This window comes from Aquamicrobium soli (genome assembly GCF_042646345.1).
In the GTDB taxonomy this organism is placed as follows: Bacteria; Pseudomonadota; Alphaproteobacteria; order Rhizobiales; family Rhizobiaceae; genus Mesorhizobium; species Mesorhizobium soli_A.
Genome location: NZ_JBHRTK010000008.1, coordinates 26046 through 46685 on the forward strand (window position 1 = coordinate 26046; position 20640 = coordinate 46685).

20 protein-coding genes are annotated in these 20640 nt (G+C 65.7%); 1 reads left to right on the forward strand and 19 read right to left on the reverse strand.

Annotated elements, in window-relative coordinates; all coding sequences use genetic code 11:
* Positions 1-26: 26 nt before the first annotated feature.
* From ACFOHJ_RS06545 to ACFOHJ_RS06565, 5 genes are all read right to left on the reverse strand, one after another.
* On the reverse strand, positions 27-1976 hold the full coding sequence (locus ACFOHJ_RS06545) for an ABC transporter permease (RefSeq protein WP_378219679.1): 1950 nt from the start codon (positions 1974-1976) through the stop codon (positions 27-29).
* On the reverse strand, positions 1973-3118 hold the full coding sequence (locus ACFOHJ_RS06550) for an ATP-binding cassette domain-containing protein (RefSeq protein ID WP_378219680.1): 1146 nt from the start codon (positions 3116-3118) through the stop codon (positions 1973-1975). Before ACFOHJ_RS06550 ends, ACFOHJ_RS06545 begins: the two co-directional genes overlap by 4 nt.
* Positions 3115-4050: an ABC transporter substrate-binding protein gene (locus ACFOHJ_RS06555; RefSeq protein WP_378219681.1), complete on the reverse strand. Its 936-nt coding sequence runs from the start codon at positions 4048-4050 to the stop codon at positions 3115-3117. Before ACFOHJ_RS06555 ends, ACFOHJ_RS06550 begins: the two co-directional genes overlap by 4 nt.
* A gap of 111 nt (positions 4051-4161) precedes the next feature.
* Positions 4162-6606: a GcvT family protein gene (locus tag ACFOHJ_RS06560; RefSeq protein ID WP_378219682.1), complete on the reverse strand. Its 2445-nt coding sequence runs from the start codon at positions 6604-6606 to the stop codon at positions 4162-4164.
* Between the two features lie 51 nt (positions 6607-6657).
* Positions 6658-7608, reverse strand: a complete 951-nt coding sequence (locus ACFOHJ_RS06565) for a choline/ethanolamine kinase family protein (RefSeq protein WP_378219683.1) — start codon at positions 7606-7608, stop codon at positions 6658-6660.
* A 236-nt stretch (positions 7609-7844) separates the two neighbouring features.
* On the opposite strand from ACFOHJ_RS06565, the gene ACFOHJ_RS06570 reads away from it, so the two are divergent.
* Positions 7845-8618, forward strand: coding sequence for a DeoR/GlpR family DNA-binding transcription regulator (locus tag ACFOHJ_RS06570; RefSeq protein ID WP_378219684.1), 774 nt, complete (start codon positions 7845-7847; stop codon positions 8616-8618).
* Positions 8619-8644: 26 nt separating this feature from the next.
* Here ACFOHJ_RS06570 and ACFOHJ_RS06575 read toward each other — a convergent pair whose 3' ends face one another.
* The 14 genes from ACFOHJ_RS06575 to fabG form a co-directional block, all read right to left on the reverse strand.
* A complete protein-coding gene (locus ACFOHJ_RS06575) occupies positions 8645-9685 on the reverse strand; it encodes a branched-chain amino acid ABC transporter permease (protein WP_378219685.1) in 1041 nt (346 codons plus the stop codon).
* Complete coding sequence (locus ACFOHJ_RS06580) at positions 9682-10584, reverse strand: branched-chain amino acid ABC transporter permease (protein ID WP_378219686.1); 903 nt, start codon at positions 10582-10584, stop codon at positions 9682-9684. Before ACFOHJ_RS06580 ends, ACFOHJ_RS06575 begins: the two co-directional genes overlap by 4 nt.
* A gap of 37 nt (positions 10585-10621) precedes the next feature.
* Complete coding sequence (locus tag ACFOHJ_RS06585; RefSeq protein WP_378219687.1) at positions 10622-11338, reverse strand: ABC transporter ATP-binding protein; 717 nt, start codon at positions 11336-11338, stop codon at positions 10622-10624.
* A 13-nt stretch (positions 11339-11351) separates the two neighbouring features.
* Complete coding sequence (locus tag ACFOHJ_RS06590) at positions 11352-12551, reverse strand: ABC transporter substrate-binding protein (protein ID WP_378219688.1); 1200 nt, start codon at positions 12549-12551, stop codon at positions 11352-11354.
* Between the two features lie 23 nt (positions 12552-12574).
* The gene (locus tag ACFOHJ_RS06595) at positions 12575-13345 is read right to left on the reverse strand and encodes an ABC transporter ATP-binding protein (protein WP_378219689.1); all 771 of its coding nucleotides are present in this window, start codon (positions 13343-13345) and stop codon (positions 12575-12577) included.
* Positions 13346-13446: 101 nt separating this feature from the next.
* A complete protein-coding gene (locus ACFOHJ_RS06600; protein ID WP_378219690.1) occupies positions 13447-14076 on the reverse strand; it encodes a microcompartment protein in 630 nt (209 codons plus the stop codon).
* An 87-nt stretch (positions 14077-14163) separates the two neighbouring features.
* Positions 14164-14451 carry a BMC domain-containing protein gene (locus ACFOHJ_RS06605; RefSeq protein ID WP_378219691.1) on the reverse strand — a complete coding sequence of 96 codons (288 nt, stop codon included), beginning with the start codon at positions 14449-14451 and terminating at the stop codon, positions 14164-14166.
* A gap of 63 nt (positions 14452-14514) precedes the next feature.
* Positions 14515-14760 (reverse strand): EutN/CcmL family microcompartment protein, encoded by a 246-nt coding sequence (locus ACFOHJ_RS06610; RefSeq protein WP_378219692.1) that lies wholly within the window; start codon positions 14758-14760, stop codon positions 14515-14517.
* Complete coding sequence (locus ACFOHJ_RS06615) at positions 14757-15206, reverse strand: hypothetical protein (protein WP_378219693.1); 450 nt, start codon at positions 15204-15206, stop codon at positions 14757-14759. Before ACFOHJ_RS06615 ends, ACFOHJ_RS06610 begins: the two co-directional genes overlap by 4 nt.
* Before the next feature lie 10 nt (positions 15207-15216).
* Entirely contained in the window at positions 15217-15828 is a 612-nt protein-coding gene (locus tag ACFOHJ_RS06620; RefSeq protein WP_378219694.1) for a BMC domain-containing protein, read from the reverse strand.
* Positions 15829-15831: 3 nt separating this feature from the next.
* Complete coding sequence (locus tag ACFOHJ_RS06625) at positions 15832-17427, reverse strand: aldehyde dehydrogenase family protein (RefSeq protein WP_378219695.1); 1596 nt, start codon at positions 17425-17427, stop codon at positions 15832-15834.
* Complete coding sequence (locus tag ACFOHJ_RS06630; protein ID WP_378219696.1) at positions 17427-18698, reverse strand: class-III pyridoxal-phosphate-dependent aminotransferase; 1272 nt, start codon at positions 18696-18698, stop codon at positions 17427-17429. The genes ACFOHJ_RS06625 and ACFOHJ_RS06630 overlap by 1 nt, the downstream gene beginning before the upstream one ends.
* Positions 18699-18812: 114 nt before the next feature.
* The gene (locus ACFOHJ_RS06635; RefSeq protein WP_378219697.1) at positions 18813-19802 is read right to left on the reverse strand and encodes a phosphotransferase enzyme family protein; all 990 of its coding nucleotides are present in this window, start codon (positions 19800-19802) and stop codon (positions 18813-18815) included.
* A 46-nt stretch (positions 19803-19848) separates the two neighbouring features.
* A complete protein-coding gene (fabG, locus tag ACFOHJ_RS06640; protein WP_378219698.1) occupies positions 19849-20628 on the reverse strand; it encodes a 3-oxoacyl-ACP reductase FabG in 780 nt (259 codons plus the stop codon).
* Positions 20629-20640 lie beyond the last annotated feature (12 nt).

Genomic DNA, 20640 nt, shown 5'->3' on the forward strand with positions numbered 1-20640 from the left:
CGAGGCCCCGCGCAGGGCGTCGGTTTTTATCCAGCCGTCGTTTGCGAGCGACCCAGGCGGTCCACCGCGACCTTGAACATGCGGTCGATCAGAATGCCGACGAGGCCGAGGCAAATTCCGGCGATAAGACCGCGCCCCACGTCGGCCTTGGTCAGCGCGATATAGACTTCCTGTCCGAGGTCGCGCGTGCCGACCAGCGCGGTGATGACCACCATGGCCAGCGAGAACAGGATGCACTGGTTGATGCCGAGCAGGATCGTCGGCAGCGCCATCGGCAGGCGTACATGCCGAAGCATCTGCGCCGGCGAGCATCCCATCGCCTGCCCGGCCTCGATCAGTTGCGCCGGCACGGTCTCGAACGCCGCCATCGTGTAGCGGATGACGGGCGTCACCGCGAAGGCGACGACCGCGATCAGTGCGGCCACGTCCCCGACGCGGAAAAGCATCACCACCGGAATGAGGTAGACGAAGCTCGGCATCGTCTGGAGCAGTTCCACCCAGACGTTCAGCGCGCGGCCGAATTTCGGCCAGCACACGCCGGCAAAGGCCAGCGGCAGGCCGACGATCACGGAGACGATGGTCGCCGACAGGCACAGGTAAAGCGTGATCATCGTCTTTTCCCAAAGCCCGGTCACCAGGCAGAAGGCCAGGACGAACACCGACAGCAGGAAGAGCCGCCATCCCCCAAGCAGGGCCGCGACGAGCGAAACGACGCCGGCGATCGCCAGCCAGGGGGCCGTCGTCAGGAAAATGCGGATCGGGTTCATGAGGTGGAGCAGGATGGCGACGCGCACCGCCTCGATCGCATCGAAGAAATTGACGTTGATCCAGGTGACGAGGTCGTTGAGCAAACTGCCCGTCGTCACCGTCAGCGCGGCCGGAAATCGGCCGATGGGAGCAATCCACAGGCTGAGCGCCGTCGTCAGCGCCAGCCAGGCGACGATCCCCAGCGCGATCCGCCAGGCGCTGCCCGTGCGCTCCTTCCCGCTGCTCCAGCCGGAGGCGAGCGCCCTGCCCTGCCGGTCCAGCATGATGGCCAGCACGACGATGGCCGAGCCCGCCTCGAAGCCGCGTCCGATGTCCAGCTGGCGCAGCGCCAGAAGCACGTCGAAGCCGAGGCCGCCGGCGCCGATCATGGAGGCGATGATGACCATGTTCAGCGTCATCATCACGGTCTGGTTGAAACCGACCAGCAGCACCGGCATGGCGGAGGGAACCAGGACCCGCCACATGGCCTGCGCGCGGGTGCAGCCGATGATGGTGGCGAGTTCGCCGATCTCCGGCGACAGTTTCGACAAGGCGAGCGTCGCCACCCTGGCCATCGGCGGCAGCGCGAAGATCACGGTCGCCAGCATCGCGGCCACCGGGCCGAAGCCGAACAGGATCAGCATCGGGACCAGATAGGCGAAGGCCGGCACGGTCTGCATCAGGTCGAGGACCGGCGTCACCAGCCATCGGTTGACGCCCGGCAGCCGGTAGGCCGCGATCCCGAGCAGGATGCCCACGCCCACCGCAAAGGGAACGCTGATGACGACGGAGGCGAGCGTCAGCATCGCCGCGCTCCATTGCCCGAAGACGAGCAGATACGCGCAGCAGAGTGCCTGCACGACAGCAAGCGTGCGTCCCCCCGTGCGCCATGCGAGCCAGATCGTGACGCCGACGAGGCCGAGCCAGGACAGGGGCGGCAAGGACACCACGCCGCCGGCCAGCCGCAGTTCCGCGCCTTGGGAAAGCAGGGCGATCGCGATCGACATGGGAACTTCGATGAGGCCGGCAAGCAGCCGCGTGATCCAGCCGATCTCGCCGACCAGGACCTTGTTCCAGGCGGTCACGATCTTGGCCAGGGGCAGTTGCCACTGGCGGGGAAAGCGGTCGGCCCATGGCAGCAACATGACGGCCACGGCAATCGCGGCACCGGCCAGCGCAACCAGAGAAAGACGCTGCCGCCGGTCCGGGCTGAAGCCGAGCGCGGTCATCGGCCGGCGCCCTCGCCACCACCATACAGCCCGCCCGAAACCAGCCGCAGGATCGCCGCCGCGTCCAGTTCGCCGACCAGACGGCCCTGGCTATCGACGAGGCCGACCGGCCCGCCGGCGCGCGCGACCTCTTCCGCGGCTTCGGCGATGCGCCGGTCTGCCGGCACCTTGACGGCGTATTCGGAACGCGTCGGCTGCGTCGCGATGCGCGCGCAACTCACCACGCGTGTCAGGTCGATCCCCGCCGCGAAGTTGCGCACATAATCGTCGGCGGGCGCGGTGACGATCTCTTCGGGCGCCCCGATCTGGCGCACGCGGCCGTCCTTCATGATGGCGATGCGATCGCCCAGGCGAACCGCCTCGCTGAAGTCGTGCGTCACGAAAACCATCGTCTTCTTCAGCCGCGCCTGCAAACGCACCAGTTCATCCTGCAGCTCGCGGCGGATAAGCGGGTCGAGCGCGGAAAAGGGTTCGTCGAGGAACAGCAGACCCGGCTTGACCGCCAGCGCCCGGGCGAGGCCGACGCGCTGCTGCTGCCCGCCGGACAGTTGCGCCGGCAAGCGCGCTTCCATGCCGGAAAGCCCGACAAGCTGGATGACCTCCGCCACGTTCTCACGAATGCTGGCGGGATCGTCGTGGCGGATGCGCAGCGGCAGCGCGATGTTGTCCACCACGCTCAGATGGGGAAGCAGCGCGAAATTCTGGAACACCATGCCGATTTCGTGGCGGCGAACCTTCATCAGTTCGGCCGCGGGAAGGCCGATTAGCGGCCGGCCGTCGAGCAGCACCTCGCCGAAACTCGGTTCGATCAGCCTGGCCAGGCAGCGCAGCAGGGTGGATTTGCCCGAGCCGGACAATCCCATGACGACGAATATCTCGCCTTCGCCGATCTCGAGATCCACGTCCTGGAGCGCCCCGACGGCGCGCCCGCTGTCGACCAGTTCCCGCAATTCGCCGGCGTCGCGGAATTTCCGCTGCGCGGCCGCGCCGTAGAGCTTCCAGTATTGGCGGCAGGCCAACTTGACCGGGCGATCGGGCTTTTGCATCGCTGTCGACATGAAACCTGCCTGAAGCTCTTCCGGAAGCGGGAAAGGCTGGCCGGCGAGCCGTTCAAGCTCGCCGGTCATGACCTTCCGGTTCATTGGAACCACTGCTGCCAACGCGCCTCGTTGGCGCTCAGCCAGTCCGACACGACCTTGTCCAGCGGCTCCTTGTCGACATCGACCCGCTTGATGAGGCCGTTCATCTCGTCACTGTCGATATGGAACTTCTTGATCGCGTCGTGGGCGGTAGGCCACTTCTTGGCCACTCCCGACCAGGCGACTTTCCAGATCGGCCCGCTGGGCTTGGCGCAGTCATAGCGCTCCTCCTTGTAGCAGTCCTCGGTATAGGGCGGGAACTCGATATACTCGCCCTCGTAGACGGCAGGGACCCAGTGCGGGCTGTAGACCCACAGGATAATCGGCGCCTTGCGCTGATAGGCGGATTCCAGCTCCGCGAAGAGCGCGGCATCGGTGCCGGCGTGGATCACCTCGAAATCGAGGCCGAGCGATTCCACGCGCTCCTCGTCGAAACCGCCCCAGGTAACGGGAGCGCCGAGATAGCGCCCCTTCGGCGCCGTTTCAGGCGTGGAGAAGGCTTCCACGCAGCTCGGCTCCTTCAGCGCCTCCCAGTTGGGCAGGCCGGGGCACTTCTCCTTCATGTAGAGGGGATACCACCACTCCTCCTTCGCCTTCATGCCGCTGTCGCCAAGGTCCTCGACCTGGCCGCTGGCGACCGCTTCGTCCTTCAGGTCCTTCTGGGTGGTGGCCCAGACCTCCATCTGCACGTCGAGGTCACCCGACTTCAGCCCGACGAATTGGGCCATGGCGTCGGCCTGGACATATTCGACGTTCAGGCCCTTGCGCTTCAGCGCCTCGCCCATCAGCTGCGTGCTGATCAGCTGGCCGGTCCAGTCATTGAGAACCATGCGGATCGGGTCCGGCGAATCCTGTGCCACCGCCGGTCCGGCCGTGAGCGAAAGCGAAACCATCGCCGCCATGGCATATCTGGAGATATGGAACCTCTTCATCATCGTTGAATTCCCCTGTTCTGGTTTTTGCTGGCCGGTCACGGCTTCCTTCGGCCGTCCCATCCTTGTCAGGGCCGGCGGTCATGGGCCGCCCGCCCGCTGTCCGGGCTCGCCTCAGCCGCGAGCCCGTTCTCCCTTCGGATCGTAGAGCGGCTGGAGGTGGAGTTTTGCGGGAACCCGCCGCGTGCGGACCTCCAGCTCGTAGACACCGGCGCTGAGCTGCTCGTCCTCCAGCCCGCCGTCGGCGCGCAGATAGCCCAGCCCGATGCTGCGGGCGACCGTATGGCCCTGCCCGCCCGAGGACAGCCAGCCGATCCGCTTGCCGTCGCGGTAGATCGTCTCGCGCCCGTGCAGCACCACCGACGGGTCGGCGCTGAGCGTGATCAGGCGCCGCCTCAAGGGCTTTTCGCGGGCAGCCACCAGCGCATCGCGGCCGATGAAATCGGCGTTCTTGCCGAGCCTGACCGCAAAGCCGAGCCCCGCTTCATAGGGCGTGAAGTCGGGGCCGAGGTCGGCTGACCACACCCGATAGGCCTTCTCCAGGCGCAGTGAATCGATCGCGCGGTAGCCGGCATCGGCAAGGCCGTGCTCCGCGCCGGCGCGCTGGAGCGCCTCGTAGAGCGTGAGGGCGTATTCGCTGGGCACATGCAGCTCCCAGCCGAGTTCGCCGACGAAAGTGACGCGTACCGCCAGCACCGGCGCGCCCGCGATGAAGATTTCCTGGCAGGTCGCGAACGGAAACGCCTCGCTGGACAAGTCCGCTTCCGCCAGCGGCTGCAGGATCTGGCGCGACAGCGGCCCCATCACCGACAGGCAGGAATAGCCCGAGGTCACCTCATGCACCGACACGCGCGCGCCCGGCGAAAGGTTGCGCCGCAGATGCGTGGCGTCGTGAAGGCCGTATCCGGTGCCGGTGACCATGTAGTAGCGGTCCTCCGCCAGGCGGCAGAAGGTGACATCGGCCTCGATGCCGCCGCGGCGGTTCAGCATCTGCGTATAGATGACGCTGCCGACCGGCCGGGACATGTCGTTGGCGCAAAGCCGCTGCAGCTCCGCCTGAGCGTCGGGCCCTTCGACCATGAATTTGGCGAAGGAACTCTGGTCGAAAACGCCGGCGCGGGTGCGCACCGCCTCGTGCTCGCGCGCGACATGGGCGGTCCATTGCGGATGGCCGAAGCTGTGGTCGTCGACCGGCTCCACGCCCTTGGGCGCGAACCAGTTCGGACGCTCCCAGCCGAGCTTCGCGCCGAAGCACGCGCCCTTCTCCTTCAGCGCTCCATAGAGCGGGCTGCGGCGCAGCGGCCGCCCGACCTGCGATTCCAGATGCGGCCACCCCATCGCGTAATGGCGGGCCTGCCCTTCCAGCGAGCGCACCATGACGTTGCGCCGGGAACGGTGAAGCCCGCCGAAGCGGCGGATGTCGGCGCTCGCCAGGTCGAAGGACGGCTCCCCTTCCAGAATCCATTCGGCTAGGGCGCGCCCCGCGCCGCCGCCGCTGGCGATGCCGAAGGCGTTGAAGCCGGCTCCGACGAAGTAGTTGCGGACCTCGGGCGCCTCGCCGAGGATGAACATGCCGTCCTCGGTGAACGACTCGATGCCGTTGAACCAAGTCTTCACCCCGACATCGACCAGCGCCGGCACCAGCGCCAAGGCATTGTGGAGCAGCGGCTCGAAGTGCTCGGTGTCCGGCTCCATCAGCTTGAACTCGTGCCCGTCGGGAATGCGCGGCACGTCGAAGGCGATGGGATTGAACTCGTAGCCGCCGATCTGCAGGCCGCCGACGTCCTCCTTGAAATAGGTCTGGTAGTCGGTGTCGCGCACCGTCGGAATGTGCCGCTTCAGGCCCTCGATCTTCTCCGTCACGAAATACTGGTGATAGGAGGGCTGGAGCGGCACGTTGACGCCCGCCATGCGGCCCAGTTCCGGCGCCCAGATGCCCCCGCAATTGACCACGACCTCGCAGACGATGCGGCCGCGATCGGTGGTCACCGACCGCACCGTTTCATTCTCGACCTCCACGCCGAGGACCACGGTATCCTCGTAGATCCTCGCCCCGTTCATGCGGGCGCCCTTGGCCAGCGCCATCGTGATATCGCTCGGGTTGCCGACGCCGTCGCTGGGAACGAAGGCGGCGCTGTCGATGCCGGTAACGTCGAGGATCGGCACCATCTCCTTGACCGCGTCAGGAGAAATCATGTCGAACTCGAGGCCGAAGGAGCGCGCCGTCGTGCAGGCGCGCTCGAATTCCGCCCGCCGATCTGCGGTGCGCGCAAGCCGCAGCGAGCCGTTGCGCACCCAGCCGGTGGCCTGCCCCGTCTCGGCTTCCAGGCGGTCGTAAAGGTCGACCGAATAGCCAAGCAGCCGGGTGATGTTGGCGCTTGAGCGCAACTGGCCGATCGCGCCCGCGGCATGCCAGGTGGAACCCGATGTCAGCTTATGGCGCTCCAGAAGGATCACGTCCTTCTCGCCCATCTTGGCCAGGTGGTAGGCGACGGAGCAGCCGACGATGCCGCCGCCGATAACGACGACCCTCGCCTGGGTCGGTAACTGAGTGGACATGCGTATCTATCCCGTTCGTTGGGCTGTCTGGCGCCGCACGAGTGCGTGCAGCTATTGGTGGAACCGGCGGAATTCCGCCAGGCTGTGCTCGTAGCGGCGCCGGTTCATGTCGGCGTAGCCGGAATATCCGGGAGTTTCGTCGGGGTAGAGGGCGGCCATGCCAGCCCCCACGGTTTCGGCGTCGAGGTCCGAAGACAGTTCCTGCGCGATGCCCCACAGATATTCCCGCAGGCTGACCGCCACCTTGAACAGGCGGAACGTGCGCCACGGCTCCGGCGTGACCTCGCCTTCATAGAGTTCGATGACCCGGGCTTCGACCTCGGGGTCGGCGTCCGCATTGGTGGCTATGCCCGAAACGTCGAAATAGGGATGCCCGAACCCGCCATAGTCCCAATCGATGAGCTGGACCCGGCCGGCGAGGTCGATCATCGCGTTCTGCGGCACGACATCGTTGTGGGTGAAGACCGGGCGATAGGGCTTGACCAGCTTTTCCAGGCCGTCGACGACGCCGTCGAGATCATCCAGCGCCGCAAGATGCGGCCCCTTGTTGGCGCGGCAATAGTGGAGATAGTGGCGCACGACCTGGAAGGGCCAGAAATAGGTCATCGCGCCGGCGGTCGAGCGAACGCCGTCGTGCAGTTCACGCAGGCGCGCGACCCAATCGGCCAGGATCGCCTCGTCGGCCACGTCTTCGGCCCGCAAGGCGCGCCCGGTGACGAAGTCGGTGACGACGAGACCCGCCTCGGCATAGCGCAGCATCGGCGTGACGCCGAGGGCGCCGGCGGCCCGCATGGCATTCTGGACCGACACCTGCGAAATGCCGTGCACCCAGATGTCGCCGCCGATGCGGACGACGAATTTTCCGACGGCGTCCTCCACCACGAAGTTGCGGTTGCAAAGCCCGCCAACCAGCGGCTGCACCGAGGAGACGCCGGAAAAACACGGCAGCGCCATGATGTGGCTGCGCATATCCTCCTCGCTCCACGTCAGGTCGATCACCATGCACCTCCCGTTGCAGCAATCTTCAGAACTGCAACATTGCGCAAATTTTTATGTTGCACAAGCAATATATATTGTTGCTACCACAAAATTCCGATGGATGTGGCGACAGGCCCCCTCGCCCGTTTTATCCAGCCGAAACGGCGCGTTTCCATGCGGCGCAAGCACTCCGGAGCTTGCCAAAACACCGGATAATGTGGGAGATATCACATTTTGCAGGCATCCGAGGAACAGGCGTCATGCGCAAGAAGACCACGCGGCAGCAGGAGATCATCCTGCTGCTGACCGAGCAGCCGACGCTTCGGATCAGCGAGATCGCGAGCCACCTCGGCGTCACCACCGAAACCATCCGGCGCGATTTCCGGGAACTGACCGAAAAAGGGCGCATAGACCGGATGTACGGCGGCGCGCTGCTGCGTCCGGGACCCGATTCCAACGTCGCCCAGCGCAACGACCTTTTGGTCGACGAGCGCAAGGCGATCGGGCGCCAGGCAAGCCAGGCACTGGGCGACGTCCAGACCATCATGATGGGATCGGGGGCGACCACGATCCACGCCGCCCATCGAATCGCGCTGGACTTCAACAACATCACGGTCATCGTGCATTCCATCGGCGCCGCGGTGGCGCTGGCGGCCAATCCGACCATCAACGTGCTGATGGCTCCCGGCATCTTCCACCTGGGCGAAGGCGCCGTGCACGGCGTACAGACCGTCGAATTCCTCAACCGCTTCAACGCGGACTGGTGCATCCTGGGAGCGAGCGGCCTCAGCGCGGAAGGGCCGAACGACCTGCTGATCGAAGGCGCGGAGGTCTACCGGACGATGAACGAGCGCAGCCAGCGCTGCATGGTGCTGGCTGACTCATCCAAGTTCAACCGCATCCACGTCGCCCCCTACGCCAAGTGGCCGCAGGTCGACCTGCTCATCTCGAACAGCCTGCCGGGCGGCGACCTGCGCAAGGCGATGGAGTCGGCGAAAACCAGGATTCTCGTGCCGGAAACCGCGCCGGCGTGATCGGTCGCCGGCGTACCCGCCGAAGGCTAGCGCCTTTCGGCAAGTCCGCTTTTTCGCCGCCGCAGCCAGCTCTCGTCGATCTCATCGGTGCCCACCAGCCCCTTGGGGCGCAGGGCCATCGACAGGACGATGATCAGGCCGAGGAAAAACCCGGTGAGGCCGAGGAATTCGGGGATCTGGACGCCGAATATGATCGGGCTGGTCTCGAAGAAGCGCATGATCTCGAAACCGGCCGTCACCACGATGACGCCGATGACAGCGCCCGAGATGCTGTGCATCCCGCCGAGGATCAGCATCGCCAGGGTCAGCAGCGTCGTGTCGAAATAGAAGCTCTTCGGGCTGATCGAGCCGAGCAGGTAGACATAGAGCACGCCCCCCAGGGCGACGATGCCCGAGCCGAGCACCCACGCGGTCAGCCGCAGGAACCGCACGTTCACGCCGGCGCTTTCGGCCGCGATGCGGCTTTCGCCGCTGGCCCTCAACTGGATACCGAAGGGCGAATCCCGGAACCAGCGGCCGAAGAAGATGGCCGCCACCGCCGCCGCCAGCAGGATCCAGACATTGGCCGTCATCGGTATGCCGTAGAGCGCCCGCATGCCTCTCGTCAGGTCGACCCAGTTGGCCAGGACCGTATGCATGATGACCAGCAGGGCCAGCGTCAGGATGGTCGCCGATATCCCCGATTCCCGGGTGATGACGACGCCGACGATGAGCGCGATCGCCATGGCGACGGCGACCGCGATGATGCCCGCCTCGATCGGCCCGAGCTGGAACGTGGCCAAGGCGAAGGGCGCGTTGGGAATGATGGTCTGCTTGATGGTGGTCGGGATGGTCAGCACCGCCGCCGCGTAGCCGGCGATGCCCATGAAGGTGACATGACCGAGATTCACGATGTTCGAATTGCCCATGAACATCTGCAGGCCGATGACGATGACGAGGTTGATGAGAAAGATGCTGAGGATGCGCACCTGCGCGCCATCCCCCAGCGCAATCACCACCAGCGCGATCGCAATGGGCAGCAGTGCCGTCAGCGCGGCACCTTTCAGGGAACGCAGCGAGCCGTTCATTCGTCCTTGTCTCCGAACTGACGCTTGGTGCCGACCAGGCCCTGCGGACGCCACACGAGGATCGCGGCGACCAGCACGAAGACGAAGGCGTCCCGGTACCCGGCGATGCTTGGCGGCAGCACGAGCTGGAAGAACACTTCAAGGGCGCCGAGAAGAAACCCGCCGACCACGGCCCCGCCCAGCGAGCCGAAACCGCCCAGCACCGCGGCGACGAACGCCTTCAGCACCGGCGTGAACCCCATGAAGGGATCGACCACGCCGCGCCTGGCGATGATGAAAATCGCGGCCAGGCCGGCAAGGAAGCCGGATACTGCAAAGGCGGCGGCGATGACCTTGTTGGCGTTGATGCCGACCATACGGACCATGTCGAAATCACGCGCCGCCGCGCGCATCGCCAGGCCGATATTGGTCCGGCGCAGGATCAGAAGCAGGAGCAGCAGCGCGATCGCGGTCACCGTCGTTTCCAGCAACTGGATGACCTGTATCCGGGCGATGCCGATGTCGATCTGGTGCGCCAGCCATGCCGGGGTCGGCACCGATTTCGACCGAGTCGCAACGATGGTGATGAAAAAATTCTTGATCAGGATGGAGACGCCGAACGCGGTCAGCAGGCCGGTCGCCGCCGGCGCATAGCGAACGGGGCGAAAGGCCACCCGCTCCAGCGTGACGGAAATCACCACGGCGGCAAGCACGCCGATCGGCATCAGCACCAGCGCATACTCGATGCCGCCGATCGCGAACACCGCGAACATCACATAGCCCGCGACCGCGATGACCTCGCCATAGGCGAAGTTGACCAGGCCGATGACGCTGAAGACGATGGCCAGTCCCAGCGCGAGAAGCGCGTAGTTGCCGCCGATGCTCAACGTGTTAAGGAGTTGCTGGACTACATATTCCATGCGCGAACCCCTTGGCTGATCGTGGAAAGCGACCGGCTCATTGCGCCCCTCCCACGCCCATATAGTGGGTCATCAGATCGTCCGAATTGAACAGGTCCTGCGCCGCGCCCTCGAAGCGCAGGCGGCCGGAATGCAGCAGATAGGCCCGGTCGGCGATGCTCAGCGCTTCGTTGGCGTTCTGCTCGACCAGCAGGATGGTCAGGCCCGATGCCTTGAGTTCGGCGATCAGGTCGAAGATCTTCTCGACGATCACCGGCGCCAGGCCGAGCGACGGCTCGTCGAGCATGACGATGCGCGGCCGCGACATCAGGCAGCGCGAGATGGCGAGCTGTTGCTGCTCGCCGCCGGACAGCGTGCCCGCCTTCTGGCGATAGCGCTGCTTCAGGATCGGGAACATCTCCAGATATTTCGCCAGCTGCTCGGCGCGAACCGCCTTGTCCGGCTGGGCGCTGGCGCCGAGCTGGAGATTTTCCGCCACCGTCAGGTTGCTGAACACGCGCCGCCCTTCCGGGGAGATGCCGATGCCCTTGCGGACCTTGTCCTCCGGCGAGGCAAAGGTCACGTCCTGCCCGGCGAAGCGGATGGTGCCCGACGACACCGGCACGATGCCCATGACCGCCGAGATCAGGGAAGTCTTGCCCGCGCCGTTGGGGCCGAGAAGGGCGACGACCTCGCCCTCCTCGACCCTGAGGCTCACGGACTGGACAGCCTTGACGGCCCCGTAGTCGACCGAGACGGATTCAAGTTCCAGCATCGCGCGGGTCACTTCACTCGGCTGCGTTGGCAGGTTTCCAGGTCGAGTCCCCGGCCGGCACCCAGTCGGGCAGGATGCGGTCGGCGAGCTCGAACTTGCCGTCCTTGGCCTGGATGATGACGACGTCCTTGAGCGGCACGCCCGCGCGGCCCTTGAAGGTGATCGAGTTCGCGGTGATGCCCTGCATGTTCTCGATGTTGCTAATGGCCTCGTTGATCTTGGCGGGCTCGTCGGAGCCCGCGGTCTCGATCGCGTGGCGGACGATTTCGACGGCTTCGCCGCCGAGCCCGAAGAACACGTTCTCGATCTTGTAGCCGCGCGCCGAGCAATCGTCATAGAAGGCCTTCAGGGCGCTGCCTTCCGAAGGAAAGCCGTGCGAGCCGAGGTTCATCAGGGAACTGCCTGCCCCGGCGGCGGTCAGCATCGCCGGATCGTCGAACGTGTCGGTGCCGAAGACCGGAATGTCGAGGCCAGCCGCCTGCGCCTGGCGCATGAAGGCGCCGCCGTCGGGCATCACGAAGGCGGAGAAGATCATGTCCGGGCGCGGGTTCATGGCCGCGATCTCGGTGATCTGCGGCGAATAGTCGGTAGTGCCGAGGTTCCAGTTGAGCTCGCCCACGACCTTGCCGCCGAGATGTTCGAAGGTCTCGCCGAAATAGCGCGGCGTGGCGATCGAATAGCTGCCGACATCGTGCGAAATCATCAGCAGCGCCGTCTTGTAGCCCTGCTTGGTCGCGAACTGCGCGGCCGAGGCGGCGGAGGCGTTGTCGCCGTAGGCCGTCAGGTAGGCGATGCCGGGAATGGCTGCCGGCCACTGGACCTGCGTGGAGCCGACCGAAAGGACCGGGATCGAATGTGGCAGCGCAATCTGGCCCGCCGGAATCAGGCCGTCGTCAGTGGGCGGCCCGAAGAGCACCTTTGCGCCGGCGTCGATCAGTTCCTGCGCCGCGGTGCCGGCCAGCGCCGCGTCGCTCTTCATGTCGCGCGACAGAAGCTTCAGCTTGCGGCCGCCCAGCACGCCGCCCTTGTCGTTGACGATGTCGACCATGCACTGGACGCCGGTGACGCTGTCGTAGGGCGCAAGCTCTCCCGTCGCGGCGGCGACGTGGCCGATGATGATGTCGCCATCGGCGAAGGACGAGCCGGGAAAGGCCAGTAGCGAGGCAATCGCGGCCGAAGCCAGGAAACGGTTGGGGCGGGCATGCATGGTCATGTCTCTTCCTCCTGTTGTGATGATTATTGCCGGGACTGCCGGTGCTCGTCCGTGCCCTCTTCGAGGCGACGGCGCGCCTTTCTGCCCAGATAGATTTCCGCGACCTTGGGGTCGTCGCGCAGCACGGACGGCGGCCCGGACGCCACCAGGCTTCCCATGTCGAGCACGTAGATCCGCTCGCAGACGCTGGTGATGAAGGACAGGTCGTGGTCGATGACGATGACGCCGCAGCCCTTCCATTCGCGGATGGCCATGATGGCCTTGACGAGGTCCTGGGATTCGCCCTCGACCATGCCGGCGGTCGGCTCGTCGAGAAGCAGGAAATCCGGCGCGAGCGCCAGGGCGCGGGCGATCTCGACCCGGCGCTGCGTGCCGTAGGAAAGCTCGCTGGCCTTGCGGTCCGCGAACTCGGCGACGCCCCATTGTTCCATCAGGCGCTCGATCGTCACCGATCCCAGGGCGGAGGCGCGATGGCGGCGCGCGGTCGTGAAGGCCACCTCGATGTTCTGGCGAACGGTCAGGTTGGCGAAAAGGCGGATGTTCTGGAAGGTGCGGGCGATGCCGCCGATCGCCGTGCGGCGGGGACCGATGTTGTGGACGGCGCGCCCGTCGATCGTGATCTCGCCCGCATCGACGTCGAGCAGCGAGGAGATCATGTTCAGGAGCGTGGTCTTGCCAGCGCCGTTCGGTCCGATCAGGCCGACGATCTCGCCGGCGCTGCAATCGAGCGAAACGCTATTGACGGCGGTAACGCCTTCAAAGCGCTTGGAAACGTCGGAAACCCGAAGCCTCATCTAGGTGCCCTCCCCGACCGCCCATGAGAAGCGGTCCACCTGCTATTTTCTTTTGACCCCTTGCTGGCGCCGGCAGCGCCGGCCTCCTCCCTGACCAACCATTACTTACGCCGGCCCTGCACCGCCTCCACGGTACGGATGATCGCATCGCGCGCCTTGACGAGATCGGACGTGCGGCCCGACATGAAGATGCGCCCCGTCGCCCCAATCATCTGGACGTCGTTGATCACCGTTTGCGGAGCTGCCCGCTCCGCCTCGTTCGCCGCCACGCAGGCGAACAGGGCAGGCGCGAGCTCGAACAGCAGCAGGCTGTGGCCGGGCACGAGGATCGAAGCGTCCCGCGACCGGTTCAGGATGATCGCGTGCTGGTCGGACAGGTCCTCGATGATGTCGTGATAGTAGATGCTGGGCGCGAGCTGGTCCTGCGCCTTCGCCCCGATGCCGCTCAGGATCGCCTGGCCGGCGGCCTCCAACTCGTCCTTGTCGGAAGAATGCAGTTCGAGCAGCCCGAACTGACGTTCCGTGTACAGGATGCCCGGCTCCATGTCGGGCGCGGCCTTCAACGCCAGATCCGCTATCCGGTGGATGGCCAGCGCCGGCGCAACCTCGATGATGAGGCTGTGCTGGCCGGCGAACGGCGGATAGCCTCTGGCCCGGGTGGGCGAGCTCAGATACGCGGCAAACTGCGGCTGCAGGTCGTGGATAGGTAGATAGACCCGTAGTTCCGTCATCTCGGGCACTCCCGCCGGGGTTATTGGCAATAACAGGAGATGGCGACAGGCGGCGCCCTGCCGGCCATCTTTTTCCGGGCCGTTGCCTTACTTGGCGACGACGGCAGCGGTGAAATACTTGCCCAGGTCCTGGTGCGGACGCGGAATGACGTGGACGGCGACGACCTCGCCAACCGCGTTGCCCGCCTCGGCGCCGGCTTCCGTCGCCGCCTTGACCGCGCCGACGTCGCCACGGATCACGACCGACACGAGGCCGCCGCCGACTTCGTTGCGGGCCACGATCTCGACGTTCGCCGCCTTGACCATGGCGTCCGCGCTTGCCAGCGCTGCCACGTAGCCGCGGGTTTCGATCATTCCGATTGCCAGATTAGCCATGGTTGTTCTCCTGATGGTTTTTCGAATTTCTGTTTGGATAGAAGTCGGTAAAGCTGGACGCCGTCAGTCCTGGGTTTCGTCGATCGAGCCGATGATGAGGGCATCCACCGGCGCCCTGATCTTGGTGAAATAGGCGGCGGCCACCGATCCTTGCGTGACCAGCACGGCCTCGCCCTGGGCGCAGCCGAGCGGATCGAAGGCGACGAGGCTTGCGCCCCCTTCCGTCGTGACTTCCAGAAGCGCCCCGCCCGGCAGGGTTTCGATCGCCTTGGAAGACCAGACACGGCCAGTTACGCGCCCGCGGATCATGACTTAGCCCTTTCGATCTTGATGCCCAGCCGGCGCAGTTCGTCCTGCGCGAGAGGGGTGAGGCGAACGGTCTTGCCGATGCGAATCACGGTGATCCCCTCGGGAAGGTTCCGGATTTCGCGCTCGTTGACGAGGCCGCGCTCGAACGAGACCGGCGAGAAATTCTGCTTCGGCTGCGCGCGCTCATAGGCCTCGACCGCCGGCGCGGGGCGGCTGCCGCCTCCGGCCAGCCGGAACACGTGCCGCCCGCTTTCGATGTCGGCGCGCGCCTTGCTGTCTCCGGCAAGCGCGAGGATGCGGCGCGCAAAGGCGGCCAGTTCGGCGTCGGAGCCGATCGACACCGATTCCTCGCGAACCTGCGGAGCGCTCGAAGGGCGTCCGACGCCGCGTGCCGCCAGTTCTTCCCGCAGCACTTCGCGTATCATCGCCCTGAGGTCGGAGCTCATGCCGCCCCCCCTATCGCGCGCCGTGCGCCCGCAAGGCCGCCTCGGCGGCATCGCGTGCATTGCGGATTTCGGCCTCGTCGCCGGACAGGTACAGCCTGCCGCTGGCGCCGATCATGCGGTAGTCGATGAGCTTGATGTTCGCGGCCTTCTCGGCCTCGTTGCAGGCCAGGATCGCGTAGGAAGCCGGCTGGCATTCGAGGATGTAGAGCGATTCCCCGCCGACGATCATCGACCCGAGCCGGTTGCGGTTGATCAGGAAGGCGTGCTGCGGATCGACGCGGTTGACGACCCTGGAAGCCAGTATCTCGGAGCGCTTGGCATCGGCCTCGTCGGCGCCTAGCGCCGAAAGCACCGCATGCGCCGCCGCCTTGACCTCCGCCGTCGAACGGGAGTGAAACTCCAGATAGCCGTACTGCCGTTCCACCACGAGCATGCCGGCCCGCACGTCCGCCCCCTTCAGGGCGACGTCGGTGAGCGCCTCGATGTCGATGCCGGGGGCGACCTCGATGATCTGCGCGGCCATGGCGCGGCGCGGCAGCGAGCCTCTGATCCAGGTCGCCAGATAGGCCAGCGTCTGCGGCTGCAACTGGTCGATGAAAATGAAGGAGCGGAGTTCAGCCATTGGTCAGCGTTCCTTGAGCACGGCGCGAAGTTCTTCCGCGATCAGGCGGCGCAATTCATCTCGTGCTGCATCCGATAGAGGCGGCGAGCCTGCCTGGCCGCCGGAGAACGATCCCGGGGCCGCCGGGCGGCGCGGCGCGGCGCTTCCGGGCATGCCGTCGGCCGGCGCGGTCGGCAGCGGTCCCTCGAAGCGCGGCCCCAGATTGTCGAAGTTGCCGAACGGAACGTCGGGGTCGCTGTTGTAGGCAATGCGCGACCAGTGCACGAGATGCTGGGGACCGACATTTTCGCCGATGGAACTGCGGCCGAAATAGCCGGTGCCCACGGTGAAGGTGGGGGCGAGACCGGTGCCGAAGCCGGCGGCGCCCTGGCTGCACGGCGAATTGACGACGATGCGGTAGGCCTCGACCGTGCTTCCATACGTCATCACGACCGCGGGGTCGTTGGCATGGATCGCCGCCGAATGGCCGGCGCCCGTCATGCGCAGGATAGCGCGGGCATGGGCCATCGCCTGCGAGCGGTTCTTGGCGACGTGATAGGCGAGCACCGGGCAGAGCTTTTCCTTGGAAAGGCGCTCTTCCACCCCGATCTGCTCGATGGGCGTCACCAGGATGCGGGTGTTTTGCGGAACGCGTATCCCGGCATCTTCGGCGATCAGGACCGCGTCGCGCCCGACGCAGGCGACGTTGAAGCCGCGCGGGTGGAACACAAGCGCCCGCAGCCGCTCTGTCTCGTCCGGCGAGCAGAAATAGGCGCCGGCGGCCTGCATGGAGCGCCGCAACTGCTTGTCGACCTCCGGCAGCGTCAGCACCACGCTTTCGTTGGTGCACAGGATGGAATTGTCGAAGCTCTTGCCGTCGACGATGCGCTTTGCCGCCTTGTCGATGTCGGCCGAGGGGTCGACATAGACCGGGGCGTTGCCCGGCCCCACGCCGATCGCCGGGTTGGACGACGAGTAGGCCGCGCGCACCACGGCGTTGCCGCCGGTGGCGAGGATCACCGAGGTCTTCGGCGAAGCCATGAATTCCTCGATGAAGGGAATGCTCGGCTCCTCGACGATCTGGATGATGGCATCGGGGGCGCCCGCTTCCAGCGCCGCGGCCATCAGGGTGCGGGCCGCGTCGACACAGCAATGGCGCGCCGCCGGATGGGGGCTGATGACGATCGCGTTGCGCGTCATCAGTGCCAGCAGGATCTTGTAGTTCAGCGTCGCGATCGGGTTGGTGGAGGGCGTGAGCGCAAACACCACGCCGGCCGGACGCGGGATCTTGACCATCTTGGCGGCGCTGTCGATCCGCGGATTGACGTAGTCGTCGTTGCGGTAAAAATCGACGAGCGCGGTGGAAGACAGTTCGTTCTTCAGCTTCTTGTGGGCGGCAACGCCGAAGCCCGTTTCCTCGACGGCCCAGTCGGCGTATTTCGCCGCGTTCGCAAAGGCCGCCCTGGCCACGGCATCGACGATCGCCATGGTCGCCCGGCGGTCGTAGCGCTGAAAGACCTGGCCGGCCCAGCGGGCGCGCTCCAGCATCATGTCGGCGCGGCCGCGCAGGTCCGCCTTGGTGCCGGCAATGTCGACAAGCGTCTTGATCTGCGGTTCCATCAGTTGATCACCCGCCGTCCGCCCATGATCTCGGTTCGCGCCAGGTCGATGGCGATCTCGACGCGGCGCAGCAAATCCTCGGCATCCGTCTGCGTCAGCAGCAGGCCGGGCTTGAACTGCAGCACCCTCGGGTCGAGCGTCGAGAAGATCGCCCATACGCCGTTCTGGTAGAGATGCTTCATCACCGGCTTGGCGCCTTGCGGATGGTTGAACTCAAGCCCCATGACCACGCCGTGCTGGCGAATGCCGATGAAGAAATCCGAATATTCGGCCATGATCCGGTCGAGGCCGGCGCGCAGGAAATCGGCGATGAAATTGACCATGCTGCGCACTTCGGGCCGCTGCACGATCTCCAGCGTCTTCATGGCGACGATGCAGCCGAGTTCGGCGCCGCCCATGGTCGAGATGTGGCCGAAGCCGTCCTTCTTGAGCCAGCCGCCGCATTTTTCGGAGATGAGCACGCAGGCGATCGGGTACATGCCGCCGGAGATGCCCTTGCCGGTCACCATGATGTCGGGCACCACGCCGTAGCGCATGCAGGCCCACATCTCGCCGCAGCGCATCAGGCCCGTCTGCACCTCGTCGGCGATGTAGAGTGCGTCATAGCGCTCGCACAGTTTCTTGACCGCCGGCAGGTAACCCTCGTGCGGCATCGGAAAGCCGTAGGTCGCCGGGATCGTCTCCATGATCACGGCCGCCACGTCGCGCTTGCGCAACGCGTCCTCCATGGCGGTGAGATCGTTGAAGGGGACCTGGATGAACTCGCCCGACGTATCCTCGGACAGAAACAGCTTGGAAAAGCGGTCGTCGCCGGTCTTCAGCGCCAGGCCGGTATGGCCGTGATAGGCCTTGACGATGGAGACGATCTTCTTCTTCTGCATGGCATGGCGGGCGGTCTTGAGGGCGATGTCGATCGCCTCGCCGCCGCCGGAACCGTAGGCGGTGTATTTGAAATCCGGCCCCGGCGCGCAGGCCGCCAGCGCCTCGGCAAGGGCCGTGCGGGCGAGTGCCGGGAAATGGTGGTTGCCCATGTCGAAGCGGTCGGTGCCCGCCTTCAGCACTTCCACCAGTTCGGGATGACGATGCCCCAGATTGTAGGTGCCGCCGTTGAGATGCGCGTCGATCAGACGGCGGCCGTCCATGTCGTAGAGGTAGTAGGCTTCACGGCGGTCGATCACCAGGTCGACGCCCATGTCCTGCCAGTCCTGGGTCTTGCCCGGATTCCAAAATTCTCGTGACCGTTCGAGAAAATCCAGCTTTTCCTGGCTCATCGGCTTAGTCTCGCCTGTTGATCGTGGCCGCTTGATCGCAGCGCCACGATGGACCTTAGGGGCTCCCGCACCCCGCCGCTTGACAGTGACAGGGTGCGGATTGACAGCGCGCGCTCAGCCGTGGGTGCTGAAATAGCTTTCCGCCAGCCTTGCCGTTCCCTCGGCGAACACCGGGGCAAGCTCGATCGCGATCTCGACCTCGCGGTGAGAGCCGATCCAGGCCAGCAGCGCCATGCGCCGTAGCATGACGAAGGTATCGATCTCCGCTTCGTCGGCCGCCGGAAGATCGCGGACCGTGCGGTAGCCCTCGACCCAGGACTTCTTCAGGGCGGGCACCTGCGGATGGTCCTCCATGAAGGACACGCCGGTGGCGAAGTCGTAGAGGAACCAGCCGAAGCCGCAGTCGTCGAAATCGATCAGGCGCGGCTTGTCCTTGTAAACGAGAAGATTGGCGAGACGCATGTCGGCATGGATCAGGCCGTAGCGATCCGCGCCCTTGCCGAATTTCGCCAGGCGACTGACGATCCGGGCTTCCAGCCGCTCGAGCTGGCTGGCGATGCCCGCATCGATGTTGGGGCCGTCGCGCCAGTCTCCCCATGTCGGGGTCGGGCCGAAAACCGTGCTTTCGTCCCACGTCATGCGCTGGAACCCGGCCGGCCGCCGCCACGACGACGAATGCAGGTGCGCCCGCGCCGCTATCTGGCCGAGCTGGCGGAACGGCGCGACCAGGTCGTGATCGGGATCGGGCTCATGCCCTTCCACGAACGCGAACATCACCATGTGGCGCGGGGCCGGCAGCCCGTCGACCGTCGCCGTCTGGATGGCGCTGCCGTCGCGGCCGAGGAAATAATCCGGCGTCTCCACGCCGCCCTCGCGGCCCAGTGCCCGCGACCATGCCAGTTCGGAAGCGATAGCGTCGCGCGAGTGGTAGTTCTCCCGATGGACGCGCAGGATTGAGCGGAACCCGTTGGGAGCCTCGACCAGATAGGTGGCGTTTTCCGAAATGTTGATCAGGCGGGCGGACGTGCCCGCCGGGACATCCCAACGGTTCAGCGATTGCTGCACCAGCCCGTGAAGCCGCTCAAGAGTAACCTCTTGCGACATGTCGCAACCTCCGTCCGTGTTTTTAATTTGCCCGAGGGCCGGCAGCTCAGATGCTGGCGATGGCCTCGAGCGATTCCGGCAATATCTGGCCGCCGTCCACGATGATCTGCTGGCCGGTGATGTAGCCGGCCTCGTCGGACGCGAAGAACAGGGCGGCGTTGCCGATATCCTCGACCGCTCCCAGGCGCTTGAGCGGGATCGAGGCCGCCATGGTGTCGAGATAGGCCTGGCCCAGACCTTCCAGCCCTTCGGTGACGATGTTTCCGGGCATGACGGCGTTAATGGTGGTGTTGTAGCGGGCAAGCTCCATCGAGGCGGTCTTTAGGAAGCCGAGCTGGCCGGCCTTCGACGCGCCATAGTGGGTCCAGCCGGGATAGCCGGTCACCGGCCCGGTGATGGACGAGGTGAGTATGACCCGTCCCTTCCCCGCCTTTTCGAAATAGGGAATGCACGCCTTGACCGTCAGGAAGGCGCTCTTGAGATTGGTCGCCATGACGCGATCCCACTCGCCCGGATCGAGGTCGACCATTTTCGCCTGCGGGAAGATGCCGGCGTTGGCGCACAATATGTCGACGCCGCCGAAGGCCGCTTCCGTGGCCTTGACCATCGCCTGGACGGACTCCCAGTCCGCGACGTCGCAGGCAACGGCCTCGGCCGTAGCACCCATGCCGCGCAGTTCGGCGAGCACCGCCTCGGAGGCTTCCTTGCCGCGCGCGGCAATCATTATCCTGGCGCCCTGGGCAGCGAACACCCTGGCGATACCGCGCCCGATGCCCTTCGAGCCACCGGTAACGATGACGCTTTTACCCCTGATCGACGTCAGCATGTTTATCCTCCC

Coding starts and splice junctions, on each gene's coding strand:
- ACFOHJ_RS06545 (WP_378219679.1), bottom strand. CDS start 1,976: ATGACCGCGCTCGGCTTCAGCCCGGACCGGCGGCAGCGTCTTTCTCTG.
- ACFOHJ_RS06550 (WP_378219680.1), bottom strand. CDS start 3,118: ATGAACCGGAAGGTCATGACCGGCGAGCTTGAACGGCTCGCCGGCCAG.
- ACFOHJ_RS06555 (WP_378219681.1), bottom strand. CDS start 4,050: ATGATGAAGAGGTTCCATATCTCCAGATATGCCATGGCGGCGATGGTT.
- ACFOHJ_RS06560 (WP_378219682.1), bottom strand. CDS start 6,606: ATGTCCACTCAGTTACCGACCCAGGCGAGGGTCGTCGTTATCGGCGGC.
- ACFOHJ_RS06565 (WP_378219683.1), bottom strand. CDS start 7,608: ATGGTGATCGACCTGACGTGGAGCGAGGAGGATATGCGCAGCCACATC.
- ACFOHJ_RS06570 (WP_378219684.1), top strand. CDS start 7,845: ATGCGCAAGAAGACCACGCGGCAGCAGGAGATCATCCTGCTGCTGACC.
- ACFOHJ_RS06575 (WP_378219685.1), bottom strand. CDS start 9,685: ATGAACGGCTCGCTGCGTTCCCTGAAAGGTGCCGCGCTGACGGCACTG.
- ACFOHJ_RS06580 (WP_378219686.1), bottom strand. CDS start 10,584: ATGGAATATGTAGTCCAGCAACTCCTTAACACGTTGAGCATCGGCGGC.
- ACFOHJ_RS06585 (WP_378219687.1), bottom strand. CDS start 11,338: ATGCTGGAACTTGAATCCGTCTCGGTCGACTACGGGGCCGTCAAGGCT.
- ACFOHJ_RS06590 (WP_378219688.1), bottom strand. CDS start 12,551: ATGACCATGCATGCCCGCCCCAACCGTTTCCTGGCTTCGGCCGCGATT.
- ACFOHJ_RS06595 (WP_378219689.1), bottom strand. CDS start 13,345: ATGAGGCTTCGGGTTTCCGACGTTTCCAAGCGCTTTGAAGGCGTTACC.
- ACFOHJ_RS06600 (WP_378219690.1), bottom strand. CDS start 14,076: ATGACGGAACTACGGGTCTATCTACCTATCCACGACCTGCAGCCGCAG.
- ACFOHJ_RS06605 (WP_378219691.1), bottom strand. CDS start 14,451: ATGGCTAATCTGGCAATCGGAATGATCGAAACCCGCGGCTACGTGGCA.
- ACFOHJ_RS06610 (WP_378219692.1), bottom strand. CDS start 14,760: ATGATCCGCGGGCGCGTAACTGGCCGTGTCTGGTCTTCCAAGGCGATC.
- ACFOHJ_RS06615 (WP_378219693.1), bottom strand. CDS start 15,206: ATGAGCTCCGACCTCAGGGCGATGATACGCGAAGTGCTGCGGGAAGAA.
- ACFOHJ_RS06620 (WP_378219694.1), bottom strand. CDS start 15,828: ATGGCTGAACTCCGCTCCTTCATTTTCATCGACCAGTTGCAGCCGCAG.
- ACFOHJ_RS06625 (WP_378219695.1), bottom strand. CDS start 17,427: ATGGAACCGCAGATCAAGACGCTTGTCGACATTGCCGGCACCAAGGCG.
- ACFOHJ_RS06630 (WP_378219696.1), bottom strand. CDS start 18,698: ATGAGCCAGGAAAAGCTGGATTTTCTCGAACGGTCACGAGAATTTTGG.
- ACFOHJ_RS06635 (WP_378219697.1), bottom strand. CDS start 19,802: ATGTCGCAAGAGGTTACTCTTGAGCGGCTTCACGGGCTGGTGCAGCAA.
- fabG (WP_378219698.1), bottom strand. CDS start 20,628: ATGCTGACGTCGATCAGGGGTAAAAGCGTCATCGTTACCGGTGGCTCG.